This is a genomic window from Roseateles sp. GW821-FHT09G03, from assembly GCF_059416045.1.
This window is the reverse complement of record NZ_JBWKOK010000002.1, coordinates 736,087-760,228: the sequence shown is the minus strand read 5'-3', so window position 1 is coordinate 760,228 and position 24,142 is coordinate 736,087. Positions and strand designations below refer to the sequence as shown.

Here is a 24,142-nt window from a genome sequence, read left to right as displayed (position 1 = left end):
TCCTATGAATGCCGAGTCTCCGTTTCCAACGATTCCCCTCTTCTAATTTGCTCGCGATCCGGCTGCAGCCATGAAAGCGGCCCACCATGGCCCCTTGCTTGTCCACCGAGTGGGTCAACCGCTTTTCTATGCGCTCAGCCCGGAACTGCACCACGCCCTGATGACGGAGCTTGAAGAGCTGATCGGTGATCGCGACATGCTGCTCTCGACGATCAAGGGCGCCGAGACCGTCGAAGTCGATATCAACGATCTCTGATCCCAGCCACGCGCCTCATCCGCATAACCCAGTGTTATGGTCCAACCCGCCCATTTCAGTTGTGACCTGGGAAGCGGCGTTTCGACAATGCGCGGCTTGCCCTCCTCCCGATGCGCTCAGTCCTCCCCCTCTCACTGGCCATAGTCCTGTCCGCCGCCCTGCCTGCCGCGTTCTCTGCCGCTCATGCGGCCGGCGCCGCCGCGGTCAAGCCGCTCGTGTACTGCACCGACGCCAGCCCCGAGGGCTTCGACCCGGGGTTATGGGATTCGGCCAGCACGAACAACGTCAACAACCAGATGTTCCAGGGGCTGGTCCGCTTCGAGCGCGGCGGCACCGCGCTGCAGCCTGCCCTCGCGACGAGCTGGACCATCAGCCCCGACGCCCGCGAGTTCACCTTTACGCTGCGCGAGAACGTCCGCTTCCACACCCGCCCGTGGTTCACGCCGACGCGCACGTTCAACGCCGATGACGTGCTCTTCACCTTCGGCCGTTTCCTCGACCGCGAGCACCCGTTCAACAAGGCCTTCCCCGCCAACTTCATCTATCCGCAGAACCTCGGCCTGGCCAAGGCGATCGCGAAGATGGAGAAGCTCGACGACCACACCGTCCGCTTCACGCTGGCACAGCCCAACGTCACCTTCGTCACCTGGTTCGCGATGGCCTTCGCCGGCATCCAGTCGGCGGAGTACGGCCAGCAACTGCTGCGCGACGGCAAGGCCCCGCAGATCAACCGCCTGCCCATCGGCACCGGCCCGTACCGCTTCCGCAGCTATGCCAAGGACGACGTCGTCCGCATGGAAGGCAACCCCGACTACTGGGGCGAGCCGCAGAAGACGCAGAAGCTGATCTTCACCATCAGCCGCGAGGCGCCGGTGCGCGTGCAGAAGCTGCTCGCCGGCGAGTGCCAGATCACCTCGCCCCTGCGCGACATCGACGTCGCCGCGATCGACCGCCATCCGGAGCGCATCAAGCTCGAGAAGATCCAGGCGCTCAACATCTCCTACCTGTCCTTCAACCTGCGCAAGGCGCCGACTGACAACCGGCTCGTGCGCGAAGCGCTGGACATCGCCGTCGACCGCGACGCGATCTTCCGCGCGCTGTTCCCGCGCGGCGACGCCATGCAGGCGGTGAATCCGTTCCCGCCCGCGATCCCCGGCTACAACAAGGCGTTGAAGAACGAATACAACCCCGAGCGCGCCAAGGCGCTGCTCAAGCAGGCCGGTTTCCCGAACGGACTGGACCTCGATCTGTGGGCGCTGCCGGTCACGCGCCCGACGAATCCGAATGGCCAGCTGATGGCGCAGCTGATCCAGCAGGACTGGGCCCGCATCGGCGTGCGCGCGCAGATCCGCAGCTACGAATGGGGCGAGTACCTCAAGCGCGCCAACGCCGGCGAGCACACGGTCTACATGAGCGGCTGGTCCGGCGAGAGCGGCGACGCGGACGACTTCCTGACGCCCAACCTCAGCTGCGCGACCAACAAGTCGGGCGTGAAGTTCTGCAACCAGGAGTTCGAGCGGCTCATCGACGCTGCCCGCGCGACGGCTGATCAGCCCAAGCGGATCGCGCTCTACGAAAAGGCCCAGGAGATCTTCAAGCGCGAACGGCCTTGGATCACGATGGCACACTCGACGGTGTACATCCCCACCAGCAAGGACTTGCGAGGCTTCAAGATGCAGCCGAACGGGGGGGTGGTGTTTGAGAACGTCTACCGCGAGTGAGCATGCGTCTTCGTCACATTGAAGTCTTCCACGCGATCATGCAGGCCGGCACGATCAGCGGCGCGGCGCAGCTGCTCCACATCTCGCAACCCGCCGTGACCAAGGTGCTGCAGCATTGCGAGCTGCAACTCGGCATGCCGCTGTTCGACCGCGTCCGCGGCAAGCTTTATCCGACGCCGGAAGCGCAACGGCTCTTCGTCGAGATCGACAAGCTCAACCGCGACCTCGTCGCGATCCGGCGCCTCGCGGCGAACCTGCGCAGCGGCGAATCCGAATCGCTGCGCCTGATGGCCACGCCGACGCTGGGCGCCTCGGTGATCCCCGCGGCGATGACGCATTGGGCGCAGGCCTTCCCGCGCAGCCGCTGCCAGCTCAGCACGAATCACACGCGCGAGATCGTCTCCGCGCTGCTGCTCGGCGAGGCCGACCTCGCCCTCAGCCTGCAGGACCCGCGCCACCCTGGCATCAAGGCCGAGGTGCTGGCCAGCGGCACGATGATGGCGCTGTGCCCGATGCACAGCCCCGAGGCGCAAGGCGCCGGCCCGCTGCCGCTGGAGGAGATCCAGTCCGAGCTGATCGCGATGGCCGAGGACGACCCGCTCGGCCACATGCTGCACAACGCCAGCGAGGCCGAAGGCCGCCACCTCGACAGCCGCATCACGGTCCAGACCTACCAGCTCGCCCGCGCGCTGGTGGAAGCCGGCGTCGGCATGACCGCGGTCGATCCCTTCACCGCCGCCTCGGCCGACCGCACCCGCGTGAAGGTCCGTCCGCTGGCGCCGGCCATGAGCATCCAGCTGTACCTCCTGACCTCCGCCAGCGCGCCGCTGGCGCAGGCGGCGCGCCGGCTGGTGACCTACCTGCGGGACGCCGCCCGCGCCAACCTCGAGAGCCTGGAGTGACGCGCCTCGGCGTCTGATCTTCCGGCTCCACGCCGCTTCACCATGACTCCGGACGCTTCCGTCGCCAACGCCCCGCCACCGCCCATTCCCTGCGAGGAAATCGCCTCGCACGCGGAGTTCCGCTCGCTGCTGACGATCCCCGGCATCGCGGTGGACCTGCGCTACGCGACGCCCGACAACTTCGTCGGCCGCAACGTCTACGGCGGGCTGGACTGCGCCTACCTGCGCCGCGAATCGGCGGACGCCGTCGCCGAGGCCGCCGCATACCTGGGCCGCCACTGCCCCGGCGTGACGCTGGTCGTGCTGGACGCGCTGCGGCCGCAACGCGTGCAGGAAGCGCTGTGGGCCGAGCTCGAAGGCACGCCGCTGACCAAATACCTCGCGCATCCGGCGCGGCGCTCGATCCATTCGTTCGGCATGGCGGTCGACGTCACGCTGCTCGATGCCGCCGGCCGCGAGCTCGACATGGGCACCGGCTTCGACGAGATGACGCCCGCATCGCACCCCGAGTTCGAGGCCGAACAGCTCGCCGCCGGCGGCCTGACCGCCGACCAGCTCCGCCACCGCGGCTGGCTGCGCGCGGCGATGCGCCACGCCGGCTTCCAGACCATCAGCACCGAGTGGTGGCACTTCGACTTCGGCGATCGCGAGCGCGTCCGCCGCGAATTGCCGCTGGTGATCTGACTCCCATCCGACATCACGTCATCGCACGAATCGCCTGACCGCCTGGCTGACTCGACGCGCCTGCCTTCCGGAGATCCCATGACCGCTTCCCGTCGCCAGATCCTCACCGGCGCCGCCACCGCGGCGGCCGCCGCGCTCGGCGCGCTGCCGGCTGCGCAGGCCCAGACGACCGCGCCCGCCCGCGATCCCCGCAACGCCCGCGCGGCGACGGCGCCCGAGCCGCTGCGCGCGCGACGTCTGAAGGTCGGCGACACCATCGGCCTCGTCAGCCCCGCCAATGCCACCTACGAGCGCGAGCCGCTGGAGATCGCCGTCGAGTCGCTCGAGGCGCTCGGCTTCAAGGTCAAGCTCGGCGCCAACGTGCGGGGGCGTTACGGCCAGTTCGGCGGCACCGACGTCCAGCGCGCGGCGGACATCAACGATTTCTTCGCCGACGACGAGGTCGCGGGCATCCTCGCGCTGACCGGCGGCTCCGGCTGCAACCGCATCGTCGACAAGCTGAACTACGCGCTGATCCGCCGCAAGCCGAAGTTCTTCGGCGGCTTCTCGGACCTGACCAGCCTGGTCAATGCGATCCACAAGCAGACCGGGCTCATCACCTTCCACTGCCCGGTCGCGGGCTCGGAGTGGAACGAGTTCTCCCTCCAGCACTTCCGCGCCGTCGCGATGGACGCCCAGGCGGACCTGCTGCAGAACCCGCAGGGCGAGCGCGGCGCCAACCTCGTCCAGCGCGAGGACCGCATCAGCACGCTGCGTCCGGGCCTCGCGCGCGGACCGCTGGTCGGCGGCAACCTGGCCGTGCTCAGCTCGCTGGCGGGCTCGCCCTTCTTCCCCGACACGCGCGGCGCGATCCTCTTCCTGGAAGAGGTCAACGAGTACATCTACCGCGTCGACCGCATGCTCTCCACGCTGCGCCTGTGCGGCGCGCTCGACCAGTTGGCCGGCGTCGTGCTGGGCAAGTTCACGCAGTGCGGGCCGGGCGACGGCAACTTCGGCACGCTGACGCTGGACGAGGTCTTCGACGACTACTTCCTGCCGCTGAACGTGCCGGTCTATCGCGGCGCGATGATCGGCCACATCCGGCGCAAGTTCACCGTGCCGGTCGGCCAGCCCGCCGAGATGGACGCACGCGCTGGCACGCTGCGGCTGCTGTCGCCGGCGGTGCTCTGAGGGCGCCAGCCGCCCCGCGTTCCACGCCCTCGCGCCCTTCTTCCGGCCTCTCAGGGGAACCGCCCTTCTCCGGCACCCGCCCGCTTGGCTAGCATGGCGGCCGAGGGAGTTCCTGACCAATGAAGACAGTTCGAGACCCGCGCGAGACGCGGGCAGGCGGCCGCATGGCCGCATTCGCCATCGCGGCGACCGTGGCCGTGGCCGCCATGGCCTTGACACCCGTCGGCGTCGCCGCCGCGCCACTGCCGGCGCTCACCGACGCCCCGGCCTGGGTGAGCCCCGTCCCGCCGGATCCCGCCCGGACGGTCAAGAACGCGATCCAGGGCCTGGACTACCTGCTGGCGGACGCGCAGACCCGGGTCGCGCCGGACGGCACCCGGCAGGCCTTCCGCCACTACGCGATGCGCGTGCGCACGACCAAGGGGCTGGACCAGGCCGGCCAGCTCGAGATCGAGTGGGACCCCGCCTATCAGCGCGTGCAGCTGCACCAGCTGCGGGTGCTGCGCGACGGCCGCTGGCTGCCGTGGCGCGATCGCGTGTCCGCGCGCACCTTGGATCGGGAGCCCGAGGCCGAGCAGCGCATCTACGACGGCCGCAAGACCATGATCCTGCAGCTCGACGACATCCGCGTGGGCGACGTGCTCGACTACGCCTACAGCGTCAGCGGCTGGAACCCGGTCTACGCGGGCCGGCAGTTCGGCGGCTTCTCGCTGGACTACGGCAGCCCGGTCGCCCGCATCCACAACCGCCTGGTGATGCCGGGCGGGCGCGAGATCGTCGTCCGCACGGCGCCGGGCACGCCGCCGCCGCGCCGCAGCACCGAGGGCGGTCAGCAGGAGCTGGTCTGGGACGCGAGCGACGTGCCCGCGGTGCAACGCGAGAACAACACGCCGTCCTGGTTCGATCCCTGGCGCCAGGTGCGCTGGACCGAGTTCCGCGACTGGGGCGACGTCGCGCGCTGGGGCGCGCCGCTGTACCAGCCACCGGCGCGGCTGTCACCGGCGCTGCGGGCGGAGGTCGATCGCATCGCCGGCGCGTATGCCGCGCCGGCCGAACGCGCCGCGGCCGCGCTGCGCCTGGCGCAGGAGCAGGTGCGCTACCTGTCCATCTCCATGGGCGCGGGTTCGCACGCACCGCGCGCGCCGGACCGCGTCTTCGCACAGCGCTTCGGCGACTGCAAGGACAAGTCGCTGCTGACCGTCGCGCTGATGCGCGCGCTGGGCCTGCAGGCGAACGTCGCCCTCGTCCACACGGAGCTGCGCGAGAAGCTGGCCGACGAACTGCCCTCCGCCGGTGTCTTCGATCACGCGATCGTGCAGGCGGTGGTCGATGGCAAGACCTATTGGCTGGATCCGACGCGATCGCCGCAGCGGGCGCCGCTGGACCTGATCGCGCCCGCGGACTTCGGCCAGGCGCTGGTGCTCTCGCCGGAGACCACGGGCCTCACGCCGATGACGACCGGCGACGCCGCGATCTACCGGCGCCGGATCGCCGTGGTCTACGACCTCAGCAAGGGGCCCGGCCACCGCGCCGGTTTCGAGGTCACGACGCGCTACGAGGGCGTGGCCGCCGAGCGCATGCGCAACGGCACCTTCTCGGAGAACCTGCCGGACTACGAATCGAAGTCGCTGAAGTACTACGCGAACTACACCCGGCTGGCGGGCATCCGGCCGCTCGCGACGATGGAGTGGCAGGACGACGAAGAGGCCAACGTCGTCACCACCCACGAACGCTACGACATCGACGATCCCTGGGAGCGCGACAAGCGCGGCCAGCCGTCGAAGGCCGGGCTGCCGTCCCCGGAGATGGTGGACCTGCTGCGCAAGCCCGAGATCGCGCTGCGCAAACAGCCGCTGGGTTTCGCCCGGCGCGAGGAGCTGGTCATGCGGGTCGAAGAACGCGTGCCGGATTCCTGGGCGCCGATGGCCAAGGACAGCGACGTGCAGAACTTCCAGTCGCACGCGTTCTCGTATCAGCGCGAATTCAAGATGGAAGGACACCGCGTCCACCTGACGCAGACCTTCCGCAGCAAGTCCGACCATGTGCCGGTCGACCAGCTGGCGGACCATGCCAAGACGATGGACAAGGCGGCCGACTGGGTCGGCCACGACCTCACATGGGACGTGCCGCCGCGGTCAGGCGCTGGCGAAAAGGGCAGCCTGGGCAAGGGCATCCTCGCCCTGATCGGCATGCTGGTCGTGTGGATAGGCGCCTACCATGGCTCGAACTGGCTGCGCCGCCGGCGCCTGGACGCGTCGCTCGCGCGGGTCGCGGCGGCTAGCGCCGCGCCACCCAGTCCACCAGCGCATCGATCGCCGGACGCGCCTTCGCCGCCTGATCGTCATTGACGATCGCCACGACGATCCAGGTCTTGCCGGTCGAGTCCGGCACGTAGCCGGCCAGCGCGACGACGTCGCGCAGCGTGCCGGTCTTCATCCGGGCGCGGCCCTCCGCGGCCGTGCCCTTCATGCGGCGGACCAGCGTGCCGTCGACGCCGGCCACCGGCAAGGTGGCCAGCAGTTCGGGACCATGCGCGCCGCGAGCCGAGGCCTGCAGCATCGCCGCCATCTGCGCGGCCGAGGCGCGCTCGCTGCGCGACAGGCCCGAGCCGTTCTCCAGCGCCAGGCCGGCCGTGGCGATCTTTTGCGCGGCGAACCACTCGCGCACGACGCGCGCGGCCGCCTCGCGGGTGTCCTCGCCCGGCTGGGCCGCGGACGCGCCCAGCCGCAGGAACAGCATCCGCGCCAGCGCGTTGTCGGAGGACTTCAGGATGGGTCGCAACAGCTCGGCCAGCGGGCGGTCGCGGTGCTGCGCCAGCACACGGGCGCCTTCGGGCGTCGCGCCCTCGCGGATCCCGCCCGACAGCGTGCCGCCCAGCGAGCCCCACAGCTGCCGCAGCGCCTGCGCCGTCTCCCACTGGCGATCCAGCACGTTCAGCGACTGCGAGACCTGGCACCCGCGCGGGAATTCGCCCGCCAGCACCAGGCGTCCGCCGCCGTCCGGCAGCGCCTCGAAGCGCGACGGCAACCAGCCGTCGTCCCAGTCTTTGCAAGGCTTGTCGTTCAGCGTGACCGCGCTCGCGTCGATCGCGAGCCCGCCGAACTGCGGATAGGGCCGCACCGTCAGGCCGCGGTCGTCGGACCAGAAGTCGTACTGCAGCAGGCTGCCGTTGAGGTGCAGCGCATCCGGGATCACGTTGTACGGGAACTCGGCCTGCTCGTCGAAACGCGGCGCGCCGATGTCCGGACGCGCCGGGTTGAACAGGCCGCGATCGACGACGATGCCGCCGGCCAGTTCGCGCACGCCGTGGCGCTCGCGCACCTCACGCAGCATCGCCCACAACGCGGGCCAGTCGAGGTCCGCGTCGCCGCCGCCCTTGAGCACCAGCGGTCCGTCGAGGCGACCGTCACGCACCTCGCCTGCGGCCAGCAGCTGCGTCTGTCCCCGGCTGTTGGGACCGAGCCGGTCCAGCGCCACGACCGCGGTGATCGTCTTCATCGTCGAGGCGGGCGCCATCGGCCGGTCCGCATTCAGGCGCAGGCCGGTGCCCGGCGCGTCCAGCGGATAGGCCACCACCGCCAGCGACGAGGCCGGCACGCCGGCCTGGCGCAACGCGGCCTCGACCGGCGCGGGCGGGGTGTCGACGAAGGTGGCGCAGCCGCTCGTCACGAGCGCGGCGACCAGAAGCACGAAGGCGGGGAGGGCTCGCATGAGCAGCGACTGTATATTCCCGGCCCCGCTGCATTCCCGCAGGTTATACGCGCGAGACAAGCATTCATCGGGACGGAAACAACAAATGGGTGACGTTCCTATGACGGTGAAAACCGCTCGTGCTTGAAGATCATTCACAGCTCGCAACACAGCCACATCAAAGGGTCGCCCTCGCATCGGACGGCCGCAGTCGTTGGAGGCGTTCCAGGACGCCGGACCGGTTAACAAGGAGAAGGTCGTGAAACTGAATCAACTCGCCCGCTGCCTCGTCGTGGTGGGACTGGGCGCCCACGCGGCGGCCTGGTCGCAGGAAGTCCAGAAGATCGAGCGGGTGGAAATCACCGGCTCCAGCATCAAGCGCATCCAGGACGAAGGCGCGCTGCCCGTGCAGACCATCTCGCGCCGCGACCTGGACCGCCAGGGCATCGTGTCGGCCGAGCAGCTGATCGCCACGCTCTCCTCCAACGGCAACGGCCTGGACAACCTGGCCTCCAACGCGGACGTGGTCTCGGGCCAGTCCCGTGGCAACAACGGCGCGACCTCCGCCAACCTGCGCCTGCAGGGCGCCAACGCCACGCTGATCCTGCTGAACGGCCGCCGCATCGCGGCGCACGGCCTCAACGGCGGCGTCGTCGACCTGAACCAGATCCCGATGGCCGCGATCGAGCGCGTCGAGGTGCTGAAGGACGGCGCCTCGTCGACCTACGGCACCGACGCCGTCGGCGGCGTCATCAACTTCATCCTGCGCAAGGACTACACCGGCCTGACCGTCAGCGGCTTCTCCGACGTGACGCAGCACAGCGGCGGCAACATCTACCGCGGCTCGGTGACCGGCGGCATCGGCAACGTCGACAAGGACGGCTTCAACGTCATGGCTGTCCTGTCCATGACGGACAACAAGCGCCTGGACGGCTCGCAGCGCGACTTCGTCAACAGCTTCCAGCCCGAACGCGGCCTGTCCCCGGACACGCGCGGCACGCCGTTCGCGACGGTCTTCTTCTCGCCCACGATCACGGCGCCGGTCTACAACGGCACCACCATCACCAGCGCCAACATCCTGGACCTGCCGGGCGGCGCGGGCTGCGCCTCGCAGCCGGGCATGGCCCCGTACGCGGAGAAGCTGTGGAACTCCGCCGCCGCGTCGCCGGCCAACCAGTTCGGCTGCGCGTGGGATTCGGGCAAGGCCGCGGTGATCCAGCAGCCGGTGAAGAACACCAACCTGGTCACGCGCGGCATGCTCAAGCTGGGCGAGCACATGCTGACCGGCGAAGTGCTGCTGGGCAAGTCGGAGTCGCAGAAGATCTTCTCCGCCAACCAGATCAGCAGCGGCAGCGCCACGGCGACCATCGGGCTGCCCAACGGCACCAACGCGATCAGCCCGTTCCGCAACCTCGCCTATCCGTCGACCGGCGCCGGCTACCAGGCCGTGTGGAATGCGCTGGTGGGCACCTTCCCGTCGCTGGCCTCGCAGGCCGGCAAGCCGCTGGCCTTCCGCTGGCGCTGCATGGAGTGCGGCCAGCGCGAGTTCGAGACCACCACCGACACCGGCCGCTACCTGCTGAGCATGGACGGCCCGCTGCCCTTCCTCAAGGACTGGGACTACAAGGTCGGCGCGTCGCAGGCGTTCAGCAAGAGCAACTCGGTGCTGGGCAGCGGCTACCAGAACTGGGTCGGCCTGGCCAACCTGATCAACACGGGCGTGCTCAACCCGTTCCTGCTGGCCGGACAGTCGCAGACACCGGCCGCGCTGGCGGCGCTGGACGCGATCTCGGCCGAGGGCACCAAGCTCTACGGCGGCAAGTACACGACCGACGAGTACGACGCGACCGCCTCCGGTCCGCTGTTCAAGCTGCCGGCCGGTGACGTGATGGGCGCGGTGGGCGTGGACTACCGGATCGAGAAGTACCGCTTCGACGGCAACCAGACGGTCAACACCAACGACATCAACACCTGGATCTTCAACGCGCCGTTCGACAACGTGAACGCGCTGAGCGGCGTGAAGCGCAAGGTGGGCGCGATCTTCGGCGAGACCATCATCCCGATCGTCAAGAACCTGGACCTGAACCTCTCGGTGCGCTACGACAAGTACACCGGCTTCGGCAGCACGACCAACCCCAAGGCTTCGATCCGCTACCAGCCGATCGACAGCCTGGTGTTCCGCGCGTCGTACAGCACCGGTTTCCGCGTGCCGACCTTCAACCAGCTGTTCAACGGCGTGACCGAGTCGCCGTACACCGGCGCCGGCGTGCCGGATCCGGCGACCTGCCCGACCAACGTGGTCAGCAACACGCCGGGCTGCCAGGCGGTCACCTTCAACACGCTGTTCGGCGGTCGCAGCGACCTGAAGCCGGAAGAGTCGAAGATGTCCAACATCGGCTTCGTGTGGCAGCCGATGAAGGACTTCAGCGCCTCGGTGGACCTGTGGGACATCCGTCGTGACGGCCAGATCCAGAGCCTGACGCTGACGCAGATCCTGAACAACTACCAGCTGTTCCCGCAGGCGTTCCAGCGTGACGCCAACGGCGTGCTGCAGACGGTGGACACCCGTTGGGTGAACACCGGCGAGACGCAGACGCGCGGCCTGGAACTGTCGATGCGCGGCAGCACGCCGATGAACGGCGGCCGCCTGAGTGCGGGGCTGGACGGCACCTACCTGCTGAAGAAGCGGTCCAAGCTGCTGGACAACGTGGCCTTCGGCCCGAGCGAGATCGGCCAGTTCACGCGGTCGAGCGAGCTGGGCATCCGCTGGAAGCACAGCGCGTACATCACCTACACCTATGGCGACTGGGCCTGGTCGCTGCGCCAGCAGTACAGCACCGGCTACTACGGCTACGTCCCGCCGGGCGTGGCCAACGGCAACGCGTCGACGCCGGCCTTCGATCCGTGGGTCAAGCCGTACTACCTGCACCACGCGAGCGTGGCCTACAGCGGCATCAAGAACCTGACGGTCACCGTCGGTGTGAAGAACATCTTCGACCAGGATCCGCCGTTCGCGAACAGCTACGACACGAACACCGGTTCGGGCAGCTCGTGGGAACCGCGTGTGGCCGACCCGCGCGGACGGTCGTTCACGCTGGGCCTGGACTACAAGTTCTTCTGATCAAGCGCCGCCTGCCGCCTCGCGCGGCGGGCCATCGGACACCAAGCCCGCCGGGAGACCGGCGGGCTTTTTTACGCCTGGCCGCCGAGTGCACGAGAGCTCAGCGGGAACACGTTCCTGATGCCCTGCTCCCTGATGTTGTGCAACAAGCGGAGGATCGGGCCGGTGGGACGGGTCAGTCCCTGCTCATAGCGGCGCAGCAAGCGCGCCGTCGTGTTGAGCATGTTGGCGAAGGTGTAGAGGTCCAGATCCGCGCTTTCACGAATGATCCGGACTTCCTCGGGCATCAACGGCTCCGCTGGAGCAATACCGACCCAAGCCAGTCGCTGGAAGTCCTCGCCGCTCGCCAAGCCGCAGGCATACATACGGCGTCCGGTCTTCACCATCCGGTCAATCGAGTCGAACTTGCGTTTACGCATCACAGATCACCTCTTTCAAAAGTCCTGAAACGACGGCCCCCGCCAGTTGATCGTCGTTCATCTTTTCGAGGAGCACGTTGGTTTCCTTGCAGCCACGGAGCCTCCACCCTTCGATGTTGGCCACCGCATTCTTCGCGTAGCCCTCGATGAAGAACCACGGCCCGCCTCGTCGATGGGTGACGATCACGCGATACCCATCGCGTTTGCCGGACCCGGATCGTCCGATCCGCTTCTTGAAGAGTCCACTACCGAGATTTGCATCGATCAGCCCACGTTCCATTTCCGCCACGGCGCGGCACAGGTCCGCGTCTGCGCAGCTCCTGCTTGCGCATCCACCGTTGAAAGCCTTCAACCAGATAGATGGGATTCGCCACTTCGACCTCTCGACCTCTTCGCACTGTTTCGAGAGGCCTGAGTGACAGGTCTTGCCCAGGACTGATTCGTCCTGAAGTCGGCCCCCTGATGGGGGAGAAGTGGCGCTCAGGCGCTGAGCGTTCTCTCGGCCGGATCCAAGGTCACCGCCACGCCAATCGGCAGCGGCAGGTTGGGCGTCGCATGGCCGCTCGGCCAGCCGGCGAGGACCGGGATGCCGAGGTCGCCGAAGTAGTCGGCGAGCACCTCGTCGGGCGAGTCGGTGTCGGTGAAGCTGCCGAGCAGCACGCCGGCGATGTCGTCGAGCGCGCCGGCCAGGCGCAGCTGGCACAGCAGGCGGTCGATCTTGTACGGATCCTCGCCAATGTCCTCGAGGAACAGGACCGCGCCGCGCAGGTCCGGCATGAACGGCGTGCCCAATAGCGCAACGAGCACCGCCAGGTTGCCGCCGCTCAGCACGCCGCGCACCGGCGTCGAACCGCGGTTCAGCACATGCGGCGCGAGTGCCGGCCCGAGAGCCTCACCGATGCGCAAGCCGCTGCGCAGGCGCTCGGCCAGCGCCACGGCGTCGGCCCAGTCGGCGTCGCCCTTGTGCCAGTCCGAGGCCGGCATCGGCGCATGCCAGCCGGCCATGCCCAGTTGCTGGCGCAGCGCATGCAATGCCGTCAGGTCGCTGTAGCCGATCAACGGCTTCGGCGATCGACGCAGCAGCGCGCGATCGATGCGGTCGAGCAGCCGCAGGCAGCCATAGCCGCCGCGCAGGCCGATCACCGCATCGACGTGAGGATCATCCAGCGCCTCGTGCAGGTCGGCGAGCCGGCGACCGTCGTCCGCCGCGAGGTGGCCGAGGAAGGCCGGTCCGTGACACCCGGGAAAGAGCTTCGCGCGAAAGCCCAGCCGCTCGATCAGCGGCACCACGAGGTCGAGCGTACCGTCCCTCGGCGGGCCGGCGGGCGCGATCACGCCGAGGCAAGCGCGCTCGGGCAACGGGGGCAGCAGGAAGGTGTCGTCGGCCATGAGCAGCGTGGAGGAACATCGGCGGCGCGCGCCGGGAACATCGTCGGAATCAGGACTCCAGCCAGGCCGCCATCCGCGCGTCGATCGCGGCGCCGAGCGCCGGGATGCGCCAGGTCGTGGAGCAGCTGGGATGCGGAGCGTAGCGCGAGCCGAGGTTGCTCAGCAGCGCGATCAGGTAGTGCCGGCGTCGGGGCAGGATGCCGCGCACGATGCCCGCATCGGACGTGTAGTTCTCAGTGTTGCCGGTCTTGTGTGCGAACCAGACCTCGCCACCCATCGCGAAGCGGCGGAGGTCACCAGGCAGCGACACCTCGCCCGCATGCAGCGCGCCGTCCGGCATCAACCACCGACCCGGCAGCCGCGCTGGCAGACCCGGCACCCAGCCAGGCACGCCACCCAGCGCGCCGCTCGACAACACCTGATGCAGGGCCTGGTCCTGCAACGCATGCATGGCCTGGTTGCGGCTCTCGGGCGAGAGGCGCGGCGCATCGCCGCGCAGCCATGGCGCACGCGGCGCCACCGGGTCCAGCCACCACAGCAGCCGCACCGTGTCCCAGGCCGTCATCTGGATCTGGCCCACGCCCGATCCCGAGCCGTTGCCCCAACCGCCCTCTGGCGTCGTGTTGGCGAAGCGCAGCGTCGTCAGCCCGAGCGAGGCGAACAGCGTGTGCAGCTCATTGCGCACTTCGCGCCCGCCGTCGCGGCGGATCGCGCCGGCGGCGTGCATCAGCGTGACCAGCGCCGAGGTCGCCTCGTTGCTGCTCCAAGTGACCATGTCGTAGGCCCAATCGGACACCGCGCGCTCGCGGCCGCCGTAGGTCAGCGGCTGCCACCAGCCGGCCCGCCCCTGGTCGACCAGCCGGCCCACGCCCGCCAGCAGCATCAGCTTCAGCAACGACGCGGGGTAAGGCGCCACCATGCGGCCGCCGCCCTCGCCCACCTCGCCTGCCAACGGCGTCCAGTCCATCGCGGACCAGTCGGACGCCGGCCGCCACGCGATCGAGTTGCCCTCGGCATCGCGTTGATCGGCCAGGAACTGGATGTTGCGCACGGAGCCCGCGTCTGCCGCGATGTCGGCGACAAGACCCTGCGGATGCTCGCGCGAGAAGAGCACATTCGCCGCGACCGGCGCGCCGCGTTCCGGGAACGCGACGACGGCCAGATCGATGCTCGGGAAGTGCCGGATCGGCCTGTCGTCGTCCTGCGGATCGCGCGTGGCGCCGAAGTCCTGGGCGAGCACCGCGGCCCGCAGCGCCTCGGCGAGCGAGGCGGCGTCCAGCGCGACGGGCTTGGCGGCCGTCGTCATCGCGGGCCCTCAGGCAGCGCGGAGTTGCAGCCCGTCCAGCGCGATCGGACTGGGCTTGCCGGAGATGAGATCGGCCACGATGCGGGCCGAGCCGAACGAGAAGGTGAATCCCAGGGCGCCATGACCGACATTCAGCCACAGCCCGCGCAGCGGCGTCTCGCCGAGCATGGGCGCGCCGCTCGGCGTGGCCGGGCGCAGACCGGCCCAGGGCACCGCGTGGTCGTAGTCGGCCGCCTTCGGGAAGGTCTGGCGCACGTTGCGCTGCAGCGCGGCCAGACGCTTCGGATCGATGCGGGTGTCATCGCCGACCAGGTCCACCATCGCGGCGACACGCAGTTGATCGCCGATGCGGGCGTAGAGCGTCTTGCGCTCGAAGTCGGTGACGCTGACCGTCGGCGGGCGATGCACGCCGTTGATCGGGGCGGACAGGCTGTAGCCCTTCAGCGGATACAGCGGCAGCCGCACGCCGATGAGTTCCGCCAGCGCCGCGCTCTGCAGGCCGGCGGCCAGCACGATGCCGTCCGCGACCAGATCGCCCTGGTCCGTCCTCAATGCGACGACACGATCGCCCTCGACGATGAAGCCGGTGGCGTTGGCCTTCACCCGTCCCCGGAAATTCGGATGCCGCGCGAGCCGCTCGCCCAGCTGCACGCTGAGCGCATGGCAATCGGCCACGGCCTCACCGGAGGTGAAGATGCCGCCGGCCAGCCACTCCGCGCCGCCGTCGCCGAGCGAGGGCTCGATCGCCAGGCATTCATCGCGGGTCAGCGCCCGTTCCGGCCCCCGTGCGGGCGTGCGTGCGGCAACGCGGGCGAATTCCTCCGGCTTGCGATACACGACCAGCTTGCCCGGCGTGCGCAGCGCGATGGCATCGAGCGCCGCATGCCGCTGAAGCTCGCCGAAGCACTGCTGACTGAACGCGCCGAGTTCGAGCAGGCGTTCGGTGGTGCGCTGATTGACCGGCCCGCGGCAATGCGCCAGGAACGACGCCAGCCAGCGCCATTGCGCCGTCGTGCCGTCCGGCTTGAAACGCAGCGGACCGTCCGGATCGAGCAGCCAGCGCAGCGCCTTCAGCGGCACGCCGGCATCCGCCAGCGGCGACACGTAGCGGTAGCTGAGCTGACCGCCGTTCGCACGGCTCGCGCCCGTGCCGAGCGTGGCCTCGCGCTCCACGAGCGTCACCCGATGCCCCGCCTCCGCCAGGGCCCAGGCGGTGGTGACGCCCACGACGCCCCCACCGATCACGACTAGCTGCTTCATCCCGGACGAATTCATTCTTGAATGGTCCGGGAGGTTACGGATTCACGACACCCTCAGCCAATGAAAGCGGTGCCGCTACCCATAACCTTGTTGAATGTGCGCAAGGACTATCCCTGTGGCCTCGGGTCCACCGCCAGGCGGCCTTCGTTGCGCGCGCGCCCATTGACCGGATGTCGCGGAGGCCATCCGACGTCGCCCATGCAGTCCCAGATGGCATCCCCGATCTTGTGGCCGCCGCGATGTCCCACAATGAACTCGGTCTCCGCATTGATGATCCCCCGGTCGAACAATCGACGGAAGATGCTCCGCGCCACGTCGGCGCAGATTCCTTCCGTCTTGAACTCTGCGCCTCGCTCCACGGCGTAACGGTGGAAATTCACCGTGTTGTCAGCGCGGTCGTAGCCCAGGGCGTGCAGGAAGACTCCGCTTCTCACGGCGTGATCCAGGTACTCCGCCGCCCGTTTCGGCTGGCCTGCCCGTTCATGCGCCGAGATCAACGCGTTGTAGACGCTCACGTCGGGATGCACGCGTTCGCCGGTGTGCGCGTTGACGGCGCGATCCAGTTCATCGAAGCAGGCCCGCGCATCGGCCGTCCTGCTGCCGCACAGGGCCATGCCGCTGACCGTCGCTCGCAGCACATCCGAGGCCGTGCATGCGCCGGTTATGAAGTCCTGGACCCTCGATGCGTTCCGGGACGGCCTCCCGCCCGCCTCTTGCTGCCGCCGCAATGCGGACGCCGCGGGGGAGGACGTGGTGTAGAACGCCCGATGCCATCGGGGCTTTCTCGCGTCTCGCCGGGGCGGGGTCTCCATCTCCTGCGGTGCCGGCGCGACGGGCGGTTCGGCGCCGAGGTCGGGCGGAGTGACGCCCGGGGCAGGAAATTCACGAGATGAATCCAAGTTGAGCATGACACGTCCTGTTCGAGGGATCGACGGAGTGCACATGCAAACCCACAGGGTTCACTTGAAAACGTTCTGACAATGAAAAAGGGCAGCCTCCCGGCTGCCCTCATCGCCTCCGATGGATCGGGTCAGGTCATGCCAGGACGGCCGCCATCGCGTTCGCCGTCGCCTCGACATTGCGCGTGTTCAGGCCCGCGATGCACATGCGGCCGGAGCGCAGGATGTAGACACCGAATTCCTCGCGCAGACGATCCACCTGCTCCGGCGTCAGGCCGGTGTAGCTGAACATGCCGCGCTGCTTCAGGAAATAGTCGAAGTTGCGGCCCGGCACCTTGGCCGAGACCACCTCGAACAGCGCGTTGCGCATCGCCAGGATGCGCTCGCGCATCTCTTCGACTTCGCCCTCCCACAGCGCGCGCAGCGCCGGGTCGCCCAGCACCTTGGCCACGACCTGGCCGCCGTGCATCGGCGGGTTCGAGTAGTTGCGACGGATCGTGAACTTCAGCTGCCCCAGCACATTGGCCGCCTGCGCCGCGTCGGGACACACGACCGACAGCGCGCCGCAGCGCTCGCCGTACAGGCTCATGTTCTTGGAGAAACTGTTCGCGACGAAGAAGCTCAGGCCCGCCGAGGTCAGCGCGCGGATCGCGAAGGTGTCCTGCTCCAGCCCGTCGCCGTAGCCCTGGTACGCCAGGTCCAGGAAGGGGATCAGCTCGCGCTCCTGCAGCACCGGGATCAGCGCGTCCCACTGCGACTGCGACAGGTCCACGCCCGTCGGGTTGTGGCAGCACGCGTGCAGCAGCACGACGCTGCGCGCCGGCATTTCCGAGAACGCCTGCAGCATCGCGTCGAAACGCAGGCCGCCGGTCTTGGCGTCGTAGTACGGGTAGCTCCGGCACTCGATGTACGAGCCCTCGAAGACGGCGCGGTGGTTGTCCCAGGTCGGGTCGCTCAGGTAGATCGCGCTGTCGGGGAAGTAGCGCTTGATGAAGTCCGCGCCGACCTTCAGGCCGCCGGACGAGCCCACGCCCTGGATGGTCGCGACGCGCTTGCCCTGCAGCGCTTCGCTGTCGGCGCCGAAGAGCAGCTTCTGCACCTCGGTGCGGAAGTTGGCCGCACCTTCCATCGGCAGGTAGGGCCGCGCGCCGGCCTGTTCCACCACTGCCAGCTCGGCGCGGCGCACGGAGTCCAGCATCGGGATGCGGCCGTCGTCATCGAAGTAGATGCCGATGGACAGGTTGATCTTCTGCGTGCGCGGATCCTTCTGGAAGGCCTCGTTGAGACTCAGGATGGGATCGCCCGCGTAGGCGTCGACGTGCTGGAACATGCTGGAAACTCCACGTTGGACTATCGGCTCGCGTCATTATCCCCAGCCGCGACCGCCCGCACCGGAACAGCCCCCGTGCCGACGCACCGGTACAGGCCCGACGACAATGCCGGCTTCGCATTGCTTGCCCCACAGAATCACATGATCACGGACTTCAACGCGCGCGGCGCGGCCTGCCTGCCCGGCCACATGGGCATCGAGATCGTCGAGGTCGAGAAGGGCCGCGTCTTCGCGCGCCTGCCGGTCACCCAGCAGGTCATGGCGCCCAACGGCTACCTGCACGCCGGCAGCGTCGTCACGCTGGCCGACACCTGCTGCGGCTACGGCTGCATCTCGTCGCTGCCCGACGGCGCGCAGAACTTCACCACGGTCGAGCTCAAGTCCAACCACCTGGGCACGGCCCGCGAAGGCGTCATCGAGTGCCTCGCCACCGCGGTCCACATGGGCCGCACGACCCAGGTCTGGGACGCCACCGTCACGCACAACGGCAAGACGATCGCGCTGTTCCGCTGCACGCAGATGGTCCTGTATCCGAAGGCCTGATCGCGCATCGCGTCCTGCCACCTTTTGCGCGCTTGGCCGCCATGGCATGGGGCCTTGCCGGCCAGCGGCAAAACCCCAAGCCATGCCGTCCCCGAACCACCGAGGACTGCTGCCATTCCGAGGACTGCGTCAGAGCGCCTTGCCGCTGCCGATGGCCATCACCAGGCGCGTGACGAGCGCCAGCTTCGGCGCGATGGCGTCGACGACGACGTACTCGCTGTCGCTGCTGTGCGCGCCGTAGCCGCGTACGCCCAGGCCTTCGATCACCGGCGCCTTGGTCGACAGCGAGGCGTAGGCGGCATCGGTGCCACCGCCGGTCGGGCGGTCGCGCACGACCAGTTCCAGCTTCTGCTCGTCGGCCAGGGCCTTGACCTTCGCGGCCAGCGCGCGCGACGCGTCGGTCGCCTGCAGCGGCGGGCGGTTGCGGTTGAAGCTCAGGGTCACTTCCGCATCCGGGACCAGCTTGTTCTGGATGCGCTTGCGCAGCTCGGCCTCCAGGGCATCGAAGTCGGAGAAGCGGTCCGCGCGCGCATCGCCCTGGGCCTCGGCGCGCTCGGGAATCGCGTTGCGGACCGAGCCCGCCTTGGACATCGTCCAGTTCAGGTGCAGGCCGCGCTTGGGATCGGACAGGTCGCGCGTCTGCAGGATCTGGTGGGACAGCTCGGTCAGCGCGTTGATGCCCTTCTCCGGCGCCGCGCCGGCGTGCGACGAGCGCCCCTTGACCTTCAGGTCGACCATGGCGATGCCGCTGGTGGCCAGACGCACCGTGTCCGGCGTCGTCGGGCCGCCGCCGCCCTCGAAGGACAGCACGGCGTCATGCTCGCCGCCGAGCTTCGTGATCAGCGGGTGCGACCCTGGGGAACCGATCTCCTCGTCGGCATTGATCAGCACGGTGATCTCGGCGTAGTCCTTGAAGCCGACGGACTTCAGGATCGCCAGCGCATGCAGGATCGTGGCGATGCCCTGCTTGTCGTCGGCGATGCCCAGGCCGTAGGCGAGGTTGCCGTCGATGCGGAAGGGCTGCTGCTTCAGGCCGCCGCGCTGGTAGACGGTGTCCATGTGCGCGATCAGCATCAGGCGTTTGCCGTTGGCGTTGCCGCCCTTGAACGAGGCCCGCACGACCTGCCCGACCTTGGCCGGACCGTCGCCCGCGTCCGAGGTCGGCGAGGCGATGACGGTGTCGGGATCGATCAGCTGGACCTGGCCGCCCAGGTCGCGCAGCCGCTGCGCGATGACGCCGGCGATGCGGTCCAGGCCCTGGCGATCGGAGCTGCCGGACTCGATCTCGACCAGCTGCTGCAGGGTCTTCATCAGCGCGGGCTGTTCCTTGGCGGCGAGCGCGGTGAGCTCGGGCACCGTCTGCGCGTGCGCGCCGAGGGCGGTCATCGCGGCCAGGGCCAGCGCCGCGCGGCGCAGTCGGGGGAAGGAAGCGGTCATCGGATGGGTCATCTTCGCGATCTCCAGCGTTCGTGAGGGGAGGGGCGGGCCATCCTAGCCATCATTCCTGTCCGCTTGAACGCTCGAAAGCGATAGGGCAAGCTCCCGGCCATGCGTCAGCCGCCGCCATTCGCCCGCCGCCTGTGCGTCTGCGCACGGACGGCGTTGATCCTGTCCGCGGTGCTGCCTGCCTTCGCGGAAGAAGCGCGCCGCAACGTCTTCGACGACCCCTTCGTGCAACTGACCTCGGCGATTCCCCTTGCCGAATGTCCGGCGCCTCCCGGTCCGTTGATGACCGATGCCGAGGCCAAGGCGCAGGCGCACGGCCGCATCGAGCGCGGCACCAGCTGCTTCCAGAGCGGCCGCTGCCGGCTGCCCAACGCGTATCTCTACGACAAGGAGATCATGCCGCGCGTTCAGAAGGCGATCGCCGCCGACGGCCGGTTCGACGCGACGACGAGTGCCTGGGCGCTCGGCCAGCGGCGCTGGATCTGGCTGCAGGGCTGCGTGCGCAGTGCCGATCAGGCGGCCGCGCTCGAGGCCTTGGTGAAGCAGATCGACGACGTGGAGATGGTCGTCAACGAGTTGAAGCTCGTGCCCGGCGCGCCGGCCAGTCCAGCGCCGGGGGCCTCACGCTGAGCGGGCGTGTCCGTCGTCCAGCCACTCGATCCACCGTCCGTGCGGATGGGACCAGGCCAGCGATTCCGTGCGGACCTCGCCGCCGTCGCGCCATTGCAGCGTCCACAGCGTGCCGCTGCCGGGCGACTCGCCGGCCGGGCAGTCCGGTGGCGACGGGAGCGGGGCGAGCTTGCCCACTTCGCCGCTGATCCAGGCCAGGCCGCGCTCGCGCACCAGCCGGCCGATGCGCTCGACATGCGTCGTGAATGCCGCGGCGTCGAAGTAGGCCAGCACCCAGACGTTGAAGATCACCGGCGTGACGCCGGCGGGCAGTTCATCGATCCAGCGCTCGAGCACCGAGAGCCCATCCTCCGATTGCACCAGCGGCACCGGATGCCGCCGTGCATCGGCGAGCGCGCGGTCGAGGCGCTCGCGACGCGCGGCATCGCCCGGCCACAGACACGCGCGCAGCCAGCGGGCCGCCGCGTCGTCGGCCGGATCGATGGGATGCAGGTCGACGCCCATCCGGTACGACGCGCGCCAACGCGGCTCGCCAAGCAGCCCGGCGGGCCGCTCGCCTCGCCAGAGCGTCGGGACCAACGGGGCATCGGGCGAGGCGCCGGGCAGCGCCTCGACGCCGTCGTCATAGGCGTAGCGATCGACGCCGAGGATCAAGCCCGCGCTGCAACCGAATTCGAACAGCGCGAACTCGACCGGGGAAAGGTCGGCGCCACCGAGACGCGTCGCCAGGGTCTGCAGCACGGGCCGCAGCACGGCGCAGCGGCCGGTCTCGTTGGTCTGCGTGGTGCGCACGCGGATCAGCGCGCGCAGCGCGGCGTCCTCGCGGCGGACGAAGTCCTCGAGCCGCGACTTCAGTTCATCGTCCGGCGCCCGCGTGCCGCCGACGCTCGCGTAGTACGCGGCGATCGGATGGGGCTCGCCGGCCAGGATCCGGTCGTGCAGTGCGGCCAGCAGCAGCACTGGCTTGCGCTGGGTCGTCGGTGCTTCCAGCAGCAGGGACATGAGGCCCCGATCGGCAGCGATGATGCCTGCGAGCGCCGCGTAGAACGGGTCGTCCGCGCCGTCGGTCTCGGCGAAGCGGGTGAAGTGGTGGGCGATGCGCCCCAGTGCGTCTTCCATGAGCAGTGACTCTAGGCTCGCGGGTGCCGCCAGAATGTCGGGTATCCGACAAATGCCTTCCGCTCATCGTGCCACCCGCACTGCTACCGCCCTCGCCCATGCCCGGCGCCGTCCAGGCCCTGTGCGCCAACTTTCCCGCCCTGGCGCCGCCGTCCACGCCCGATTTGCGCCTGGAGGCGCTGATGCCTGCTCGCCGACTCGCGGCTGGCCGGGTGCTCTTCGCGCAGGGGCAGACGCCGACGGCGTTCTACATGGTGGAAGACGGCGAGATCGAAGCCCGCTTCGCCGCGCTCGACGGTCGCATGTCGGTGCTGGAGCACGTGCGCGCGCCGCGCCTGTTCGGCCTCGCGGCCTTCATCAGCGGCAAGCCCTCGCGCTACGAGGCGGCGGCCATCTCGGACAGTCGCGTGCGGGTCATCGGGGAGGCCGCCTATCGCGTGCTGATGGACGAATGGCCCGGATTCGCGCGCGCGCTGATGCGGGAGTTCGCCGAACGCTTCGAAGGCAACCTGCGTCTGCTGGAGGCCGCCAGGCACCTGAGCGCCGCCGAACGCTTCGGCGTGGCGCTACGCCAATTGGCCGATGAGCGTGCGGCGCCCCCGGACGCCGAGGGTTGGCGGACATTGAAGGCGACGCAGGCGGAACTGGCGCAGCTCGCCCATCTGTCGAGGCAGACGGTCAATCAACTGCTGCGCGCTGCGCAGGCCGAAGGTCGGCTGCGGCTGCGTTATGGCGGGATCGACGTCCGCCGGTGAGCCTCACTCCGCCAGCGCCGCCTCGATCTCCCCGCGGATAGCCGCCGGAGCATCGTTCGGGGCGAAGCGCTTCAGCACCTGGCCGTCGCGGCCGATCAGGAACTTGGTGAAGTTCCACTTGATCGCCTGCGTGCCCAGGATGCCGGGCTTCTCCCCCTTGAGCCATTGCCACAGCGGATGTGCTTCCCCGCCGTTGACCTTGACCTTGGCCATCATCGGGAAGCTCACGCCGTAGTTCAGCTGGCAGAACGACGAGATCTCCTCGTTGCTGCCGGGGTCCTGGCCGCCGAATTCGTTGCTCGGGAATCCGACGACCACCAGCCCGCGCGCCTGGAAGTCGCGCCACAGGTCCTCGAGACCCTTGAACTGCGGCGTGAAGCCGCACTCGCTGGCGGTGTTGACGACCAGCAGCACGCGGCCGCGGTACTCCGACAGCGCGACCGGCTCGCCGGCGATGCTGACGGCGTCGAAGTCGAAGGCAGTCTTGCCATTGGCGCTCATGGGGGGACCCTCCTCGTAACGGCCCGGGTGGACCGGGATGCATCCTAGCGCGGCGGAACGGATCAGGCGCGGCGCCGTTCCAGCGCCGCCAGCATCGCCGCGGCCAGGATCGCGGCACCGCCCGCGGCGGTTTTGCCGTCCAAGGTGCCGCCGCCCAGCAGCAGCGCCGAGATGGCGGCCACCGGGACCTCCGTCAGCATGACCACCGCCGTGACGTTGGCCGGCAGCCGCGCCGCCCCGTATTGCAGCGACAGGTTGGAGACGAAGAACAACAGCGCCATCCCCGCCAGCGGCAGCAGCCAGGCCGCGCCGGGCAGCGACGGCCACGGCGCGAGGCCCTGGCCGGCCATGGCCATGGCGGACAGCCCCGCCACCAGCACGCCGCCGGTGAACATCGCCAGTGCCCGCGCGCCGGGGCTGCGGGCCGCCTCGCGGCGCAGCATCACGTTGTTGAATGCGAAGGTCATGCCCCCGATCAGCCCCAGCACGTCCGGCAGGCTGGACGGCACCGGCCAGCCGCCGTCCGCAGGCGCCAGCACCGCCAGTGCGCCGCCCAGCGCCAGGGCGATGCGCAGACCGGCCGACGCCGTCAGCGGCTCGCCCAGCACCAGGCGCGCGAGCAGCACGGCCCACAGCGGCATCAGGTAGAAAAGCAGCACCACCCGGACCACGTCGCCGGTCGACACGCCCCAGTTGAACGCGGTGTTGGTCATCCCCGCCGCCAGCGTCACCACCCACAGGCCGGGGGAGCGCAGCCATTCCGCCAGGGCGCCGCGCTGGCTGGCCAGCACCACGGCGAGGGACAGGACGTACAGGATCACCGTCGTCCACAAGGGGTGCATGCCCGCCCCCTCGAACTGCCGGAAAGGCCACCAGGACAGCCCCCAGATGGTGGCGTTGAGCATCAGCGCGAGGATCGGCATTCGGGAACTGGAGACAGGGCGGGGGACAGAGGGAGGGACAGACGAAGGGACAGGGGCGCGACAGATGCGCACAAGAGG

22 protein-coding genes are annotated in these 24,142 nt (G+C 69.2%); 10 read left to right on the top strand and 12 right to left on the bottom strand.

The window, feature by feature from the left end:
* Positions 1-70 precede the first annotated feature (70 nt).
* The 6 genes from AC07OZ_RS10630 to AC07OZ_RS10605 all read left to right on the top strand — a co-directional run bounded on the left by AC07OZ_RS10630 (position 71) and on the right by AC07OZ_RS10605 (position 7,081).
* Complete coding sequence (locus AC07OZ_RS10630; protein ID WP_495467100.1) at positions 71-256, top strand: hypothetical protein; 186 nt, start codon at positions 71-73, stop codon at positions 254-256.
* Between the two features lie 110 nt (positions 257-366).
* Positions 367-1,977 carry an ABC transporter substrate-binding protein gene (locus AC07OZ_RS10625; RefSeq protein ID WP_495467099.1) on the top strand — a complete coding sequence of 537 codons (1,611 nt, stop codon included), beginning with the start codon at positions 367-369 and terminating at the stop codon, positions 1,975-1,977.
* 2 nt (positions 1,978-1,979) lie between these two features.
* Positions 1,980-2,879, top strand: coding sequence for a LysR family transcriptional regulator (locus AC07OZ_RS10620; RefSeq protein WP_495467098.1), 900 nt, complete (start codon positions 1,980-1,982; stop codon positions 2,877-2,879).
* 42 nt (positions 2,880-2,921) lie between these two features.
* Positions 2,922-3,563 carry a M15 family metallopeptidase gene (locus tag AC07OZ_RS10615; protein WP_495467097.1) on the top strand — a complete coding sequence of 214 codons (642 nt, stop codon included), beginning with the start codon at positions 2,922-2,924 and terminating at the stop codon, positions 3,561-3,563.
* A gap of 78 nt (positions 3,564-3,641) precedes the next feature.
* On the top strand, positions 3,642-4,733 hold the full coding sequence (locus AC07OZ_RS10610; RefSeq protein WP_495467096.1) for a S66 peptidase family protein: 1,092 nt from the start codon (positions 3,642-3,644) through the stop codon (positions 4,731-4,733).
* A 164-nt stretch (positions 4,734-4,897) separates the two neighbouring features.
* A complete protein-coding gene (locus AC07OZ_RS10605) occupies positions 4,898-7,081 on the top strand; it encodes a DUF3857 domain-containing transglutaminase family protein (RefSeq protein ID WP_495467095.1) in 2,184 nt (727 codons plus the stop codon).
* Here the strand turns inward: AC07OZ_RS10605 and dacB are convergent.
* Positions 7,011-8,444, bottom strand: a complete 1,434-nt coding sequence (gene dacB, locus AC07OZ_RS10600) for a D-alanyl-D-alanine carboxypeptidase/D-alanyl-D-alanine endopeptidase (protein ID WP_495467094.1) — start codon at positions 8,442-8,444, stop codon at positions 7,011-7,013. The two genes, AC07OZ_RS10605 and dacB, sit on opposite strands and share 71 nt — an antisense overlap.
* A gap of 238 nt (positions 8,445-8,682) precedes the next feature.
* Between dacB and AC07OZ_RS10595 the strand changes: the two genes are divergently transcribed.
* Positions 8,683-11,544 carry a TonB-dependent receptor domain-containing protein gene (locus AC07OZ_RS10595; protein WP_495467093.1) on the top strand — a complete coding sequence of 954 codons (2,862 nt, stop codon included), beginning with the start codon at positions 8,683-8,685 and terminating at the stop codon, positions 11,542-11,544.
* Positions 11,545-11,615: 71 nt separating this feature from the next.
* On the opposite strand, the gene AC07OZ_RS10590 is transcribed toward AC07OZ_RS10595, so the two are convergent.
* From AC07OZ_RS10590 to AC07OZ_RS10560, 7 genes are all read right to left on the bottom strand, one after another.
* Complete coding sequence (locus tag AC07OZ_RS10590; RefSeq protein ID WP_495467092.1) at positions 11,616-11,963, bottom strand: helix-turn-helix domain-containing protein; 348 nt, start codon at positions 11,961-11,963, stop codon at positions 11,616-11,618.
* Entirely contained in the window at positions 11,956-12,315 is a 360-nt protein-coding gene (locus AC07OZ_RS10585; RefSeq protein ID WP_495467091.1) for a type II toxin-antitoxin system RelE/ParE family toxin, read from the bottom strand. The genes AC07OZ_RS10590 and AC07OZ_RS10585 overlap by 8 nt, the downstream gene beginning before the upstream one ends.
* 128 nt (positions 12,316-12,443) lie before the next feature.
* Positions 12,444-13,352, bottom strand: coding sequence for a S66 peptidase family protein (locus AC07OZ_RS10580; protein WP_495467090.1), 909 nt, complete (start codon positions 13,350-13,352; stop codon positions 12,444-12,446).
* 49 nt (positions 13,353-13,401) lie between these two features.
* Entirely contained in the window at positions 13,402-14,658 is a 1,257-nt protein-coding gene (locus AC07OZ_RS10575; protein WP_495467089.1) for a serine hydrolase, read from the bottom strand.
* Between the two features lie 9 nt (positions 14,659-14,667).
* The gene (locus tag AC07OZ_RS10570; RefSeq protein WP_495467363.1) at positions 14,668-15,960 is read right to left on the bottom strand and encodes a D-amino acid dehydrogenase; all 1,293 of its coding nucleotides are present in this window, start codon (positions 15,958-15,960) and stop codon (positions 14,668-14,670) included.
* A 65-nt stretch (positions 15,961-16,025) separates the two neighbouring features.
* Complete coding sequence (locus AC07OZ_RS10565) at positions 16,026-16,826, bottom strand: hypothetical protein (protein ID WP_495467088.1); 801 nt, start codon at positions 16,824-16,826, stop codon at positions 16,026-16,028.
* Positions 16,827-16,953: 127 nt separating this feature from the next.
* Entirely contained in the window at positions 16,954-18,147 is a 1,194-nt protein-coding gene (locus tag AC07OZ_RS10560) for an amino acid aminotransferase (protein WP_495467087.1), read from the bottom strand.
* A gap of 141 nt (positions 18,148-18,288) precedes the next feature.
* On the opposite strand from AC07OZ_RS10560, the gene AC07OZ_RS10555 reads away from it, so the two are divergent.
* Positions 18,289-18,690 (top strand): PaaI family thioesterase, encoded by a 402-nt coding sequence (locus tag AC07OZ_RS10555; protein ID WP_495467086.1) that lies wholly within the window; start codon positions 18,289-18,291, stop codon positions 18,688-18,690.
* Between the two features lie 129 nt (positions 18,691-18,819).
* Here AC07OZ_RS10555 and AC07OZ_RS10550 read toward each other — a convergent pair whose 3' ends face one another.
* Complete coding sequence (locus tag AC07OZ_RS10550; protein WP_495467085.1) at positions 18,820-20,139, bottom strand: glutamate carboxypeptidase; 1,320 nt, start codon at positions 20,137-20,139, stop codon at positions 18,820-18,822.
* A 99-nt stretch (positions 20,140-20,238) separates the two neighbouring features.
* On the opposite strand from AC07OZ_RS10550, the gene AC07OZ_RS10545 reads away from it, so the two are divergent.
* Positions 20,239-20,766, top strand: a complete 528-nt coding sequence (locus AC07OZ_RS10545; RefSeq protein ID WP_495467084.1) for a BON domain-containing protein — start codon at positions 20,239-20,241, stop codon at positions 20,764-20,766.
* Here the strand turns inward: AC07OZ_RS10545 and AC07OZ_RS10540 are convergent.
* Complete coding sequence (locus tag AC07OZ_RS10540; protein ID WP_495467083.1) at positions 20,758-21,885, bottom strand: DUF2332 domain-containing protein; 1,128 nt, start codon at positions 21,883-21,885, stop codon at positions 20,758-20,760. The two genes, AC07OZ_RS10545 and AC07OZ_RS10540, sit on opposite strands and share 9 nt — an antisense overlap.
* Before the next feature lie 182 nt (positions 21,886-22,067).
* Here AC07OZ_RS10540 and AC07OZ_RS10535 point away from each other — a divergent pair, with 182 nt between their 5' ends.
* The gene (locus AC07OZ_RS10535) at positions 22,068-22,640 is read left to right on the top strand and encodes a Crp/Fnr family transcriptional regulator (protein ID WP_495467082.1); all 573 of its coding nucleotides are present in this window, start codon (positions 22,068-22,070) and stop codon (positions 22,638-22,640) included.
* Positions 22,641-22,643: 3 nt separating this feature from the next.
* Here the strand turns inward: AC07OZ_RS10535 and AC07OZ_RS10530 are convergent, their stop codons facing one another.
* Together AC07OZ_RS10530 and AC07OZ_RS10525 are read right to left on the bottom strand one after the other, a co-directional pair.
* Positions 22,644-23,141 carry a glutathione peroxidase gene (locus AC07OZ_RS10530; RefSeq protein ID WP_495467081.1) on the bottom strand — a complete coding sequence of 166 codons (498 nt, stop codon included), beginning with the start codon at positions 23,139-23,141 and terminating at the stop codon, positions 22,644-22,646.
* A gap of 62 nt (positions 23,142-23,203) precedes the next feature.
* Positions 23,204-24,064, bottom strand: coding sequence for an EamA family transporter (locus AC07OZ_RS10525; protein WP_495467080.1), 861 nt, complete (start codon positions 24,062-24,064; stop codon positions 23,204-23,206).
* Positions 24,065-24,142 lie beyond the last annotated feature (78 nt).